General features: G+C 73.7%; 11 protein-coding genes. 2 read left to right on the top strand and 9 right to left on the bottom strand.

The window, feature by feature from the left end; genetic code table 11:
• Positions 1 to 41: 41 nt before the first annotated feature.
• Entirely contained in the window at positions 42 to 956 is a 915-nt protein-coding gene (locus tag BA062_RS16490; protein ID WP_110337590.1) for a cation diffusion facilitator family transporter, read from the bottom strand.
• A gap of 99 nt (positions 957 to 1,055) precedes the next feature.
• Here BA062_RS16490 and BA062_RS16485 point away from each other — a divergent pair, with 99 nt between their 5' ends.
• Entirely contained in the window at positions 1,056 to 4,085 is a 3,030-nt protein-coding gene (locus BA062_RS16485) for an AfsR/SARP family transcriptional regulator (RefSeq protein ID WP_110337588.1), read from the top strand.
• A 1-nt stretch (position 4,086) separates the two neighbouring features.
• On the opposite strand, the gene BA062_RS16480 is transcribed toward BA062_RS16485, so the two are convergent.
• The 6 genes from BA062_RS16480 to BA062_RS16455 all read right to left on the bottom strand — a co-directional run bounded on the left by BA062_RS16480 (position 4,087) and on the right by BA062_RS16455 (position 9,192).
• Entirely contained in the window at positions 4,087 to 4,602 is a 516-nt protein-coding gene (locus BA062_RS16480) for a hypothetical protein (protein ID WP_110337586.1), read from the bottom strand.
• A gap of 106 nt (positions 4,603 to 4,708) precedes the next feature.
• Positions 4,709 to 5,944 carry a mannose-6-phosphate isomerase, class I gene (manA, locus tag BA062_RS16475; protein ID WP_168214001.1) on the bottom strand — a complete coding sequence of 412 codons (1,236 nt, stop codon included), beginning with the start codon at positions 5,942 to 5,944 and terminating at the stop codon, positions 4,709 to 4,711.
• Between the two features lie 52 nt (positions 5,945 to 5,996).
• Positions 5,997 to 7,088: a hypothetical protein gene (locus tag BA062_RS16470; protein ID WP_110337584.1), complete on the bottom strand. Its 1,092-nt coding sequence runs from the start codon at positions 7,086 to 7,088 to the stop codon at positions 5,997 to 5,999.
• Complete coding sequence (locus tag BA062_RS16465) at positions 7,078 to 7,314, bottom strand: Trm112 family protein (protein ID WP_110337582.1); 237 nt, start codon at positions 7,312 to 7,314, stop codon at positions 7,078 to 7,080. Before BA062_RS16465 ends, BA062_RS16470 begins: the two co-directional genes overlap by 11 nt.
• A gap of 36 nt (positions 7,315 to 7,350) precedes the next feature.
• Complete coding sequence (locus tag BA062_RS16460) at positions 7,351 to 8,706, bottom strand: phosphomannomutase/phosphoglucomutase (RefSeq protein WP_110337580.1); 1,356 nt, start codon at positions 8,704 to 8,706, stop codon at positions 7,351 to 7,353.
• Positions 8,707 to 8,838: 132 nt separating this feature from the next.
• Positions 8,839 to 9,192 carry a DUF3499 domain-containing protein gene (locus BA062_RS16455; protein WP_110337578.1) on the bottom strand — a complete coding sequence of 118 codons (354 nt, stop codon included), beginning with the start codon at positions 9,190 to 9,192 and terminating at the stop codon, positions 8,839 to 8,841.
• Positions 9,193 to 9,282: 90 nt separating this feature from the next.
• Between BA062_RS16455 and BA062_RS16450 the strand changes: the two genes are divergently transcribed.
• On the top strand, positions 9,283 to 9,744 hold the full coding sequence (locus tag BA062_RS16450; protein ID WP_110337576.1) for a metallopeptidase family protein: 462 nt from the start codon (positions 9,283 to 9,285) through the stop codon (positions 9,742 to 9,744).
• Here BA062_RS16450 and BA062_RS16445 read toward each other — a convergent pair.
• Both BA062_RS16445 and BA062_RS16440 read right to left on the bottom strand, forming a co-directional pair.
• Positions 9,705 to 13,049 (bottom strand): glycosyltransferase family 2 protein, encoded by a 3,345-nt coding sequence (locus tag BA062_RS16445; protein ID WP_168214000.1) that lies wholly within the window; start codon positions 13,047 to 13,049, stop codon positions 9,705 to 9,707. The two genes, BA062_RS16450 and BA062_RS16445, sit on opposite strands and share 40 nt — an antisense overlap.
• 148 nt (positions 13,050 to 13,197) lie before the next feature.
• Positions 13,198 to 13,521: a WhiB family transcriptional regulator gene (locus BA062_RS16440; protein WP_110338284.1), complete on the bottom strand. Its 324-nt coding sequence runs from the start codon at positions 13,519 to 13,521 to the stop codon at positions 13,198 to 13,200.
• Between the last annotated feature and the right edge of the window lie 12 nt (positions 13,522 to 13,533).

Genomic DNA, 13,533 nt, shown 5'->3' with positions numbered 1-13,533 from the left:
TACAGGACCGGTCGAGACCCTAACCCGTAACCCTGACGGTGTCAGGCCAAGGTCCGGTCCAGGTCCGGTTCCAGGTAGATGAGCCGCGCGACGGGCACCTTCTCGCGGACCCGCCGCTCGGCTTCGTCGATCGCGCGGGCGACGTCGGCCATCGGCAGGCCGCTGCGCAGCGCCAGCTTGGCCGCGACGAGCAGCTCGTCAGGGCCGATGTACTGCGTACGGATGTGGATCACGCGCTCGACGTCGCCGGAGGTCAGCTCGCCGACGATGGTCTCCAGCTCGCGCTCGCCGGAGCCCTCGCCGATCAGCAGGCTCTTCATCTCGATGATCAGCGTGATCGCGATGACGCCGAGCAGCACCCCGATCATGATCGTGCCGACGCCGTCCCACACCGGGTTGCCGGTGAGCACGGAGAGCCCCACACCGATGAGGGCGAACACGAGGCCGAACAGGGCCCCGGCGTCCTCCAGCAGCACGACCGGCAGCTCGGGGGTCTTCGACTGGCGGATGAAGCCCCACCACGTCTTGTCGCCCTTGATCTTCTTCGACTCGACGATCGCGGTGTAGAAGCTGTAGGTCTCCAGGCCGATCGCCACGACGAGGATCACCACGGCCACGATCGGCGAGGTCAGATCCTCGGGGTGCTGCACCTTGTGGATGCCCTCGTACAGCGCGAACGCGGAGCCGAGCGTGAACAGCATCAGCGCGACGATGAACGAGTAGAAGTAGCGGTCGCGGCCGTAGCCGAACGGGTGCTCCCTCGTGGCCTTGCGCCGCGAGGTCTTCTGCCCGAGCAGGAGCAGGCCCTGGTTCGAGGTGTCGGCCACGGAGTGCACCGACTCGGCGAGCATCGACGACGAACCCGTGATGAGGAAGCCGACGAACTTGGCCACCGCGATACCCGCATTGGCGCCGAGCGCGGCGAGGATCGCCTTGGTGCCACCACTTGCTGCCACCCTTACCCCCTTGGGTCTCGTTGCGTGACGGCGTGCAGCTTAGAGGGCTTGCCCGGCGGGTGCGTAAGATGTCGGACCTTCGGCCTGGGGAAGGACGTGATGGCGAGTTTCGGTGTGCTCGGGCCACTGCTCGTCACCGATTCCGAGGGGCGGTCCGTCCGGCTGCGGGGCGAGCGGCAGCGGTCGCTGCTCGCGATGTTGCTGGCCCATCCCGGCTCCACCGTTCCCGTCGACCAGCTGGTCGAGGCCCTGTGGCCGGAGCAGCCGCCGCCCAAGTCGTACGCCTCGAACCTGCACACCTACGTCTCGCGGCTGCGCGAGCGGCTCGCGGTGCCCATCGAGCACGGCGCGGGCGGCTACCTGCTCGCGGCCGAGAGCGATCTGGTGCGGTTCGAGACCGAGGTCGCCGAGGGCCGCCGTGCCGCACGGGCCGGTGAGCACGCGTCGGCCGCGGCCCACCTGCGCACGGCACTGAACCAGTGGCGGGGACCCGCACTCGCCGACGTCCGCGTGCCGCTGCTGGCGCCGGTCGCGGCGAGGCTGGACGCCGAGCGGCTCACGGTGTTCGAGGACCGCGCCGAGGCGGAGCTGGCGGCGGGCGTGCCCGGCGAGCTCGTCGCCGAGCTGGAGAGCTTCCTGCTCGCGAACCCGTTGCGGGAACGGGCGGCGGCGCTGCTGATGCTCGCGCTGCGGCGGGCGGGGCGGCAGGCCGACGCGCTCGCCGTCTACGGCCGCACGCGTGCCGCGCTGCTCGACGAGCTGGGCGTCGACCCTGGTGCCGAGCTTCGCCGTGCCCACGAGGCCGTGCTGCGTGGCGAGGAGACACACCCGGTGCAGGCCACGCCGGTGTGGCCGATCTGCCAGCTGCCGCCCGATCTCGCCGACTTCGCGGGCCGCGAGGACGAGGTGGACGCGGTCGCGGCGGCGGTCACCGGCGCACCCGGCGCCGTGCCGGTGACCGTGCTCAGCGGCGAACCCGGCGCGGGCAAGAGCACGCTCGCCGTGCGGGTCGCCCACCGCGTGCGGAAGGAGTTCCCCGACGGGCAGTTGTTCGTGCAGCTCAGCGGTTCCTCGGAGCCACGGGACCCGGCCGACGTGCTCGCCGACCTGCTGCGCGCACTGGGCGTGACCGGCCCGGCGATCCCCGACGACCCGCACGCGCGGGCCGCCGCCTACCGGGGCAGGCTCACCGACCGCAGGGTGCTCGTGGTGCTCGACGACGCCGCGTCGGTGGAACAGGTGCTGCCGCTGCTGCCCGGCACGCCGGGCAGCGCGGTGCTGGTCACCGGCCGCCGCAGGCTCAGCGCGCTCGACGGCGCCCACCGTGTACCGCTGGGTCCGCTGAGCGACGCGCAGGCGGTGGCGCTGCTGGCCCGCATCGTCGGGTCCGCGCGCGTGGACGGCGAGCCCGGGGCCGCCGCCCGGATCGCGGCCGCCTGCGGCAACCTGCCGTTGGCGCTGCGCATCGCGGGCACGCGCCTGGCGATCCGGCCGAACCTGCGCCTCGCGACGCTCGCCGACCGGCTCGACGACGAGCGCAACCGGCTCGACGAGCTCGCCGTGAGCGACCGGCAGGTCCGCACGAGCATCGCGCTGAGCTTCCACGCACTGAGCCCGCTCGCCCGCGCGGGCGTGCGGGCGCTCGCGCTGTGCGGGGACATCAGCGCACCGGCGTGGGCCATCGCGGTGCTGATCGACGATCCCGGCGCGGACGGAGCCGTCGAGGAGCTGATCGAGGCGAGCCTGCTGGCCCCCATCGGCACTGACCCCACCGGCGAGCCCCGCTACCGGCTGCACGACCTCGTCCGCGTCTTCGCCCGCGAGCAGGGCGGCCCCTCGCCGGGCATCCGCACGCTGGTGCACGCCGCCGTCGGGCTCGCCGAAGCCGCGGGGCAACAGCTGCCGTGGACGGTGCCACTGCCGAGGTGGCCCGACGACGTGCCGGACCAGTCGCTCGCCCGCGACACCGTCGCCCGGCTCGTCGACGACCCGCACACGTGGTTCGCGACCGAGCAGGCCAACCTGGTCACGGTGGTCGGCTCCATCTTCCGCATCGGCTGGCACCGCGAGGCCGTGCTGCTGCTGGAACGGCTGACCGGCTACCTGTGGCTGCACGGCCAGTACGCCGACCTGCGGGCCTGCCACGAGAACCTGCGGCAGCTCGCGCAGCTGGCCGGGCAGCCGAGGGTCGCGGCGTGGGCCGAGGCGAACCTCGCGGTCGTGGTGCACGCGAGGGGCGAGCACGAGGAGGCCGAGCGCCGCTACCGCGCGTGCGCAGGGGCACTGACCGGACTCGGCGACCGGCGGTCGGCCGCGTGGGTCACGGCGAACCTCGCCCGGTGCCTGATCGGGCTCGGCAGGCCCGGCGAATCGCTCGAGGTCGCCGACGAGGCGCTGGCGCTGCTGGACGGCGAACCGGACGAGACCGCGCTGCGGCACGTCGAGCGGATCAGGACCGAGGCGCTCAACCGGCTCGGCAGGCCGGGCGACTCGGTGCGCGTCAACCGGCGGACGCTGGCCGCGGCCCGGCGCTCCGGCGATCCGGCCGCGATCGCGCTGGCGCTGAGCGACCTGGCCTGGTCGCTCACGCTGGCCGGGGAGCCCGCGGCGGCGAGGGAGCCCGCCGAGGAGTCCGTCGCACTGCTGCGGCAGCTGCCGACGCGCTCGGCGCTGGCCCGCTGCCTGCGCACCCTCGGCGCGATCAACGCGGGGCTGGGACGGCGTGACGCGGCGGTGGCCGCCTACACCGAGGCACACGATCTCGCGAGGGCGCTCAACGAGCGGCCGAGGGAGCTGTCCTGTGCCAGGGCCATCGCGGCGAGCCTGATCGGCGAGGGCCTGGCTCACGAAGCCGTTCCGCTGCTGCGCGCCGGGCTCGCCGAGTTCCGCTCGATGGGCAGCGTGGCGTCGACGGTGATCTCGCTGCGGGTGCTGGCGACGGCGTACGAGGCCGTCGGCGAGGACGCCCGCGCGCGGGAGGCGCGGGCCGAGGCCGACCGGCTCGGCGACCCGAGGGACGCGAGCGCGGCCACGCTCGTCGGGTTGTTGCTGGAGCTGACCCGGGACGCCGGACGTGCGCTCACGGGGAGCCCGCACACGCCCGGCGTCACCCCCAGTCAGTGCCCGTGAGTCAGCGAGCGTTCTTCAGCGCCTTGCCGTAGCGGCCGTTGGCGGGCAGCCACGTGAGCACGATCGCCACGAGTGCGCACAGCACCCCGGCGAAGCCGAGCGCGATCAGGGTGCCGGTGCCGTCGTCGGTGGCGACACGGCCCGCGATCAGCACCGTGGCGAGCGCGAACACCGTCACCAGGACGCGTGCCCACATGGCCGCGCGCGCCAGCAGCAGGCCGAAGACGAGCAGGCCACCACCGAACGCGAGCGCCATGGCGCCCCGGCTGGAGAGCGTGTCGGCCACCTCGGTGACGACGAAGTCGGCACCGGCCGCGCGGATGGACTCGGCGGGCTCGCCGAGTGCCGACGCGAGGATGTCGATGGCCAGGTCGTCACCACCGGTGGTCATGAGGATGCCGTTGACCACGGTGGCGAGTCCCCCTGCGACCGCCACGACGATCGCGGCGAGCAGCGTGCCGGGACGGCTGGCCGCCGGGGCCGCCTGCACCGCACCGGCCGCGGTTTGCGATGTCACTGCGTTGTTCTCCTTGAATCGATCCCCTGGTGGATGACGCAGTTCGTCACCCGTACAGAGGACTATGGAGAACGGCACCACACGGAGCGAACACAGTGTGTGGAGATCAGCCGGGACAGGTCCCCGCTGTTGCCCTGAACAGGTGAGCGGGCTCCTGACCGACCGGCCGCACCTTCACACCCGGATCGGAGGCGGGCAGCCACACCGACTCGCCCCTCCGCAGCTCGAGCTTCGTGCCGTCATCGGAGCACAGCAGCAGCTCGCCCGCCGTGCACAGCAGGATCTCCGGGCCGGTGCCGTGAACGTCGAGCTCGCCCCGGTCGCCGGCCGCCCATTCGACCCTGGACAGCTCGAACTCCGGCGTCTCCGTGCGGTAGACCGCGGTCCGGCCCACGGCCTCGCCCAAGAGCACGGGCATGTCGCCGCACGCGAAGTCCACCACACGCAGCAGCTCGGGCACGTCCACGTGCTTGGGGGTGAGCCCGCACCGCAGGATGTTGTCCGAGTTCGCGAGGATCTCCACCGCCGTGCCGTGCAGGTACAGGTGCAGGTTCCCGGCCGGCAGGTAGATCGCCTCGCCCGCCCGCAGCGTGAGGCGGTTGAGCAGCAGCGCCGCGAGCACCCCGGCGTCGCGCGGGTGCGCCTCGCCGAGCTCGAGCACCGTGCGGCATTCGGTGCCGAACTCGCCGCGTTCCTTGACGTGCCGCACGCACGCGTCGAGCACCTCGGGCAGCAGCTCGTCCAGCGCGCCTTGCGGCAGCGTGATCCACGTGGTGAACAGCGCCCGCAGCCCGTCGGGGTCCGGCTGGGCGGCGAGCAGCTCCGTGTACTTCGTCAGGCCGGGAGTGTCGATGGCGCGCAGCAGTTCGAGGGTCCGGTGCGGATCGCGGAACCCGGCGAGCGCGTGGAACTCGGTGAGCGCGCACACCAGCTCGGGCTTCGCGGTGGGATCCGGGTAGTTGCGGTTGGCCGCGTCCCGTGCGATGCCTGCGGCCTCCTCACGCGCGTAGCCCTCCGCGGCCTGCTCGGCCGAGGGGTGCGCCTGCATCGACAGCGGCTCCTCCGCCGCCAGGATCTTGAGCAGGAACGGCAACCTGCCACCCCAGCGGTCGGCGCAGCGCGCGCCGAGCTGGCCCAGCGGGTCGGTCTCCACGAGCTCCAGGAGGCTCCGCTCGGTGCCGTCGGGGCCGATCACGTGCGAGGGGTCGCCGGGATGGGCGCCCATCCACAGCTCGGCCTCCGGGTGCGGCGAGGGGACCGGACGCCCCAGCAGCTCCGGAATCGTGGTTCGGGACCCCCACGCATATGGCCGTACGGCGTTGCGCAGCAGTTCCACGGTCAACTCCACTCCTCGCCGGCCGTTGTCGGTAACCGGCCTTTCCTCGATCGCTGGCCTACGCCGTCGCCGGCGTGTACCGGCCAGCTCCCCCGATGGTTCCAGCCGCGAGACCGAGGTAGACGGCCGCGAGCTCGAACCGCAGTGCAAGTACAGCCGCGCAGCCCGCGTCGTCGGCGGTGATCTCGTCGGCGGGCGCCAGCAGGTCGGCTGAGGGCAGCATCTCGTTCGCTCGGTACCGCGCGCCGTCCGCCGCCGGGCCGGTGCGGACTGCGAGCAGGAAGACCCGCGGTGGCAGGGCTTCGGCATGTGAGTCGTCTGGATCGGCGAAGATGTTGCGCTCTCCGAGACTTCTCGCGGCGGCACGGTGCAACGCGGGCCTCGCGAGCGCCTGCCGGAAGTCGGCGGCGTCACTCACCACACCCGCGTGGGCACCCAGCGCGTACGCCGCGTGGTGGGCGACGGCGACGCCCACGTGGTCGAGCCCCCACAGCAGGGGCGTGTGCTCGGCCATGCGCAGCGCGAGCGCCTTGGCCGGGTTGACGAACGACTCGTGGCCGGGATGCCCGCGCTCAGCCTCGCTGTCGAGCCGGTCGGCGAGCCCTTCGACGTCGGCGACGAGCAGGCCGAGCGTGTTGGCCGTCAGCAGCCCGGCCGCGAACGCCCTCGCGAACGACAGCTCCGGCGGCACCATGACCCGAGGCGCGATCAGCAGGCCGCGGCCCGCGATCGCCGAGGCCACGGGCCCGTCCGGGGGCGCGGAGAGCACCACGGTGGCGCCGTAGCGCGCGGCCCGCTCCAGCGACGCCGCGAGGTCGCTGTCGTACGGGTCGTCGGTGTGGGCGAGCACCACGTCGAGCGCGCCGATCCAACCGGGCACGTTGTCCGCGATCACGACCGGCACCGGGCACGCGGGCGCGAGCAGCGCGTTCAGCAGGAACGTCGCGCTGCGGCTCACGCCGGGACGCACGACGAGCACCACCGACCGGGGGCGGCCGATGTCGAGGCGGTCGGACAGCTCGAGCTCGGCGGCGGCCTCGATCGTGGCGCGCACCTGTGCGCCCGCCATGGCGGCCGAGCGCAGCAGGCCCGCGCGGTCGGCCTCGGTCAGCCGGGCGGGATCGTCGAGGAGGGTGTCGTCAAGCACCATCGGAACTGGGTTCGTCACGGGAGTCTCGCTCGCCGTCCGTCGGAGGGGTCGCTTCGTCGAGCAGCAGGACGGGGATGCCGTCGCGAACGGGGTAGGTCCGCCCGCAGGAGGTGCAGGTCAGCGCGTCGGCCGCCGGGTCGTCCTGCGTGCCGGGCGTCAGCGGCGCGTGGTCCGGCGAGGGGCACGCGAGGATCTCCAGCAGCTGCGGATCAAGGGTGACAGCCATCTTTCCTCTTTATCACGATCGGTCGGCCCGGTCGGTTCAGTCGCGGACGATCGCCAGCACTTCGTCGGTCAGCGCCTTGACCGCGGCCTCGCCGGGCGCCTCGACGTTGAGCCGGAGCAGGGGCTCGGTGTTGGACGGGCGCAGGTTGAACCAGCCCTTCTCGCCGAGGTCCACGGTGAGACCGTCGAGCTCGTCGATCGTGACACCGTTGCGGCCCGCGAAGGCGTCCCTCACCGCGAGCTGCCTCGCCACCTGGTCGTCGACCGTCGAGTTGATCTCCCCCGACGCCGCGTAGCGGCTGTACTCCCTGGTCAGCTCCGAGAGCGGGCCGTCCTGTTCCCCGAGCGCGGCAAGCACGTGCAGTGCGGCGAGCATGCCGGTGTCGGCGCGCCAGAAGTCCCGGAAGTAGTAGTGCGCGGAGTGCTCGCCGCCGAAGATCGCCCCGGTCTCGGCCATCTTGGCCTTGATGAACGAGTGCCCGACGCGAGTGCGCACCGCGTTGCCGCCGTGCTCGGCCACGATCTCGGGCACGGCCTTCGACGTGATCAGGTTGTGGATCACCGTGCCGCCCGGCTCCTTCGCCAGCTCGCGCACGGCGACCAGCGCGGTGACGGCGCTCGGCGACACCGGGTCGCCGTTCTCGTCGACCACGAAGCAGCGGTCGGCGTCGCCGTCGAAGGCGAGGCCCACGTCGGCGCCGGTCTCGCGCACCTTCGCCTGCAGGTCGACGAGGTTCTTCGGGTCGAGCGGGTTGGCCTCGTGGTTGGGGAAGCTGCCGTCGAGCTCGAAGTACATCGGCACCAGCTCGAAAGGAAGGCCCTCGAAGACGGTGGGCACCGTGTGCCCGCCCATACCGTTGCCCGCGTCGACGACGATCTTGAGCGGCCTGCTGCCGGTGAGGTCCACCAGCGTGCGCAGGTGGGTGGCGTAGTCGGCGAGGACGTCGCGCTCCACCACGGTGCCCGCCTGCCCGGCGAACTCCGGCACGCCCTGCTCGACGGTGTCGCGGATCTCGGCGAGCCCGCTGTCCTGGCCGACCGGGGCCGCACCGGCGCGGCACAGCTTGATGCCGTTGTACTGCGCGGGGTTGTGGCTCGCGGTGAACATCGCGCCGGGCATGTTGAGCCTGCCGGAGGCGAAGTACAGCTGGTCGGTGCTGGCGAGACCGATGGAGACGACGTCGAGCCCCTGCGACGTGACGCCCTCGGCGAAGGCGGTGGCGAGGCCCGGCGACGACTCGCGCATGTCGTGGCCGATGACCACCGACGGCGAGTCCGGCTTGATCAGCAGGGCGAACGCGGCGCCGAAGTCCCTGACCAGGTCGGCGTTCAGCTGGTCACCGACCACGCCCCTGATGTCGTAGGCCTTCACGATGCCCGACAGGTCTGACACGCCCTCTCCCCGGTGGTCGTCCGATTGGTCGGCTTTCCGCAAGCCTCGGTACTCGGGGGAAGCCTACCCAGTACGGGGCCAGGCCCTCGCCCGACCACCGCCCCCCAAGAAGGCGCTACGCGCCGCTGAGTCTCAGGCGCGGCCGGGCAGCACGCGGAGGTGACCCCGCCTGCCCGAGGTCGCTTCCGGCTGCTCGGGGGCGGGCGGCGGGTCGGAGCGACCCGCCTCGCGCACGGCCTCGGCCAGCGCGGTCAGCTCGTCGCTCGAGGGCTCAGGTGCGGCGAACTCGCCCTCGTGCCGGACGACCTCCCACCCGCGCGGCGCGGTGAGCCGCAGGGCGTGGGCCTCGCAGAGGTCGTACGAATGGGGTTCCGACGCCGTCGCGAGAGGTCCCACCACTGCGGTGGAGTCGCTGTAGGCGTAGGTCAGCGTGGCGACTGCGGGCTCGAGGCAGCCCGTCCGCGAACACTTCCGTACGCTCGGCACGGTTGATCACGATAGTCCCTCGGCGCACTGGCTCGCCGATGACACACCGGTGTGCCCGCACCCGGCCGCGTTAGGCTTCCCCACGTGGCAATGGCACGCAGTTCCCGGCATCGGCAGCGCCTGCGCCGCGACCGGCACGGTCGCGGGCTGCGCGGTCCGCTGTACCCCGCGTCGCTGCCTGCCGCGGCGAGCCGCGCCGAGAAGTTCGACGCGCTCGTCCTCGACGCGCTGGAGCCCATCGAGGCCCGCTGGCGCACGGAGCTGACCAGGCTCGACGTCGCCGTCGACGACGTGCCCGAGGTGCGCGAGGACCTGCCCCCGGCACAGGCCGAGGGCGTGCTCCACGACGGCGCGGTGCCGCTGTCCAGGCTCGTCCCGGCGGGCGTCGACAGGGCGGGCCTGCCGACGAGGGCGCGCATCGTGCTCTACCGGCGCCCACTGGAGGCCCGCGCCAAGGACCCGGCCGAGCTGGCGGACCTCGTGCACGACGTCCTCGTCGAGCAGATCGCGAGCTACCTCGGCGTGGAGCCGGACATCATCGACGGCGAGTGAGGCTCGCGGCGGCCCGGGATCGCGGTGAGCACCGTGAACAGCAGGGCCGCCACCTGCACCAGCAGCAGCACGTTGTGCAGCGCGGGCGAGTACTCGACGGTGACCTCGGACTGCCTCGGCGGCACCGACACCGCGACCTGGTGACCCCACGCGGGCACGATCGGCACCGGCTCGCCGTTCACGGTCGCGCGCCAGCCGGCCTCCTGCTCGGCGGCGAGCACCAGCAGGCGGCCGTCGGGACCGTCGGAGACCCGCACGCGCACGTCCGGCAACCGCGCCTCGACCTCGGCCACCGACGAGCCGGTCATCAGCTCTCCGCTCGGCGGCTCACCGCTGACGGCGCGCCGCGCCTGCTCCGGCGAGACCAGCGTGACCTGGCCGGACGCGGGCGTCAGCCGGAGCACCACGCGGCCGTCGCTGGTACTCGGCGCGTCGTGCAGGAGGTCCGAGGCGGCCTGCCGCAGCCGGGCGCCCTCCTCGCCGGGTGGCAGCACGAGGAACAGCACGCCCGCGGCCGCGGCCGAGGTGACGGCCTCGCGCGAACCGCCGAGCAGCTCGCGCTGCCACGCGTCGAGCCGCTCCGGCGCACCGGCGACGGGCACGAGCGCGTCGTCGCCGTAGGCGGGCAGCCGGCCGCCCGACTGCCGCACCGGCTCGCCGGGACCGGCGAGCACGAGCACCCCGCGCCCGGTGCCGGCGAGCTCCTGTGTCAACGACGAGGCGAGCGTCCAGCCGCCCCAGGCGCGAACGGAGCCCTCGCGCCCGGTCGCGACCCCACCAGCCGCGAGCGTGAGCAGCACCGCGACCCCGCCGAGCGCGCCCGCCCTCGCGAGCGCCCTCGGCGCCGTGCCGAGCCCGGCGGCACACGTGCCGAGCACCACGAGCAACAGGCCCGCGCCCGTGACGAGCAGCGGCACACCCGCGAACGCGGGGGCGGGTTCGCCGCCCCTCGGCGGCGCGAGCTCCACCAGCTGCGTCACCGCGGTGCCTCCGACACCGAGCACGAGCACCGCGAGCCCCGGCACGACCCTCGCCGTCGGCCGCGCGACCGCGGCGGCGAGCGCGGCGACCACGACGACGAGCCCGAGTGGGAAGCCGCCGGGCCCGCCGGGATCGAGCCCGGCGAGGTCGGCGCCCACCGTGGAGGCGGCGGGGGCGCCGAGGCCGTGCAGCAGCAGCGACGGGTGGGTCAGCAGCGTCGACAGCCACGGCAGCAGGAGCACGAGCGGCAACAGCACGACGATCGCCACCGCGGGCACGCCTCGGGCGGGCCGGTCGCCCGGCGGGGGCAGCACCACGAAGCCGAGCACGAGCGCCACGAGCGCGAGGCCGTGCGCGAGCGGCGAGAACGCCCCCACCACGGCCAGCGTCAGCGCGCTCAGCACACTCGTGCTGAGCCACCTCGCGTCGGCGCGGGTGAGCACCGCGCCGACGCCGGCGATCAGCGCGGGCAGCAGGATGTGCACCACCACGACGTCGATCCGGCCCTGCGCGACAGAGGCGGTGGCGGCGGGCAGCAGCGCGTACGCCGCAGCGGCACCGGCCCGCACCCAGCGGTCCACGCGCAGCCGCCGGGTCGCCGCGTAGGCGACGAGCGCCGCGAGCGGGATGTCGGCGATCAGCAGCAGCGACACCAGCGCGGCGGGTCCGCCGAGCGGCGCGAACGGAGCACCCAGCAGGCCGAGCACCGGCAGCGCCACCGGAGCGGCACTGGCCGTGCCGCCCGCGACGGCGTGCCAGGAGTCGAGGTAGGTCGACCACGTCTGCGCGAGGTCGCCGACCGGCAGCAGACCGCCGCCCGCGAGGTCGAGCCCGAGCCTGCCGCCGTTCAACACCAGCGCCAGCGCGGTGAGCACCACCAGCAGCACCACCGGTGGCGCGAACAGTGTCGCGGCGAGGATCCGCCGCCGGTCCACCTCCACGAACACCAGCTCGCGCTCGGCCGCCTCGCCGCCGGGCGAGGGCCGCGCGGAGGTGTCCCGCTCCGGCTCGGCCGGCTCGGGTTCCGGCAGGGGCACGGCGACCACCTCGCCCGGCCTGCGCAGCCCCGTCGCCCTCGACCGCGGCAGGCGGGCCGCCCCGGCAGGCAACGCGTCGGGGCCCACCGGAACCGGACGCGAGTAGCGCACCTCGGGTGGGATCCACGCCGTGGTGTCGTCCGCGATCGTCTCCGGCAGCCTGCCGAGCGCCGCCTCGCTCTCGACGCGCCTGCGCACGAGATGCACGACGCCACCACGCAGCGCGCCGCGCAGCCGCGCGAACCGGCTCGTGAGCAGACCACGCGCCGTGCCATGCCGCCGGGACGCCCTCGCCGCCCGCAGTCCACCCGAGCCGCCGAGCACGTAACCCGCGGCGGCGAACTCGGCCCTCGCACGGATTCCGTTGCGCAGCAAGGCGAAACCGAGCCCCCGCAGCACGCACAGCAGCAGGAGCCGGGGCAGCCCGAGTACACAGGAGACGGTGGAGGAGTTGACGAGGAACGTCCGCACCCCGTAGACGCGGTCGGCCTCCTCGACCCCGGCGAACGAACCGGGCAGCGCGCTCGCCCGCCGCCTGCCGGTGCCTGCCGCGCGCACGTGCCGCAGCCGCGCGACCGGCACGCACAGCACGAGCCCGCCCGCCGCGTTGACCCGCCAGCCGAAGTCGATGTCCTCGCGCAGCAAGGCGATCTCGCGGTCGAAGCCGTCGAGCTCCTCCCACGTCGTGCGCCGGATGAGCGAGCCCGCGCTGGGGACGGCGAGGACCTCCGTGCTCTGCTCCGGCGACTCCTCGTCGCCGAGCCCTCGCGGAACGGCGGGCTGCCGGTGCCCCGACGCGTCGGTGGAGAGCCCGGCCTCCACGATCAGCCTCGGATCGGCCCAGTCCACCGCGAGCGGGCCGAGCACGCCCGCCGAGGGCGCCGTGTCCGCGGCCCGCAGGAGGAGGTCCAGACAGTCGGGTTCCGGGGCGCTGTCGTCGTGGAGAAGCCAGATCCACTGCCCGGGATCGCCCCAACGTTCACTCGCCCGGGTGACGGCCTCCGCGACCGCGGAGGCGTATCCGGTGGTGTCCGGCAGCGTGATGACGCCGTCGAGAACCGGCGGCCCCGCCACGCCGCCGTCGGCACTGTCCGCCGCCGCGGCCTCGAGCAGCGCGGCGGTGCCGTCCGTGGAACCGGTGTCGACCGCGAGGACGTGCCTCGGCCTGATCGTGCTGCGCCGCAGGGCGGACAGCGTCAGCGGCAGCCAGTCTTCTCCGTTGTGGCACACCAGAATCGCGAGAACCGGTGCCGTTCGAACCGGGGGCGGCGTGGGCGTCCGGGGCAAGGACATCTCCGTGTGTCAGGCGAATCGCGGGCGGGCGGGTGCGCTCACCCTACGAGAGACACAGCGGAGCACCGACGTGCCCCGGACCGGGCCGCCCAGGCCCGGCCCGCGATCGCCATCGCGGCCCGGCCCGGACTCGAAACCGGTGTCACACAGCGCGTTTCTTGAGCTTGCGCCGCTCTCGTTCGGACAGCCCGCCCCAGATGCCGAACCGCTCGTCATGAGCGAGGGCGTACTCGAGGCAGTCGTCCTTCACCTCGCAGCCCTGGCAGATTCGCTTGGCCTCCCGCGTCGATCCGCCCTTCTCGGGGAAGAACGCCTCCGGGTCGGTCTGCGCGCACAGCGCGCGCTCCTGCCAGTCCTGCTCCTCCGTCACGTCGAGCAGATCGGTGAGCGCGCCCAGATCCTCCTCCGGGTGCCCACCCCAATCCATGACGTGCCCCCATTCCCTTCCACTAGTGTCCAACCGCACGTCCGCCTCCTC

This window comes from Prauserella flavalba (assembly GCF_003202235.1).
Classification (GTDB): domain Bacteria; phylum Actinomycetota; class Actinomycetes; order Mycobacteriales; family Pseudonocardiaceae; genus Prauserella_A; species Prauserella_A flavalba.
This window is presented reverse-complemented; position numbering and strand designations above follow the sequence as displayed.

Excerpts from the sequence above, each read along its gene's own strand:
- BA062_RS16470 (WP_110337584.1), bottom strand. The coding sequence starts at position 7,088 with ATGGTGCTTGACGACACCCTCCTCGACGATCCCGCCCGGCTGACCGAG.
- BA062_RS16450 (WP_110337576.1), top strand. The coding sequence starts at position 9,283 with ATGGCACGCAGTTCCCGGCATCGGCAGCGCCTGCGCCGCGACCGGCAC.
- BA062_RS16465 (WP_110337582.1), bottom strand. The coding sequence starts at position 7,314 with ATGGCTGTCACCCTTGATCCGCAGCTGCTGGAGATCCTCGCGTGCCCC.
- BA062_RS16485 (WP_110337588.1), top strand. The coding sequence starts at position 1,056 with ATGGCGAGTTTCGGTGTGCTCGGGCCACTGCTCGTCACCGATTCCGAG.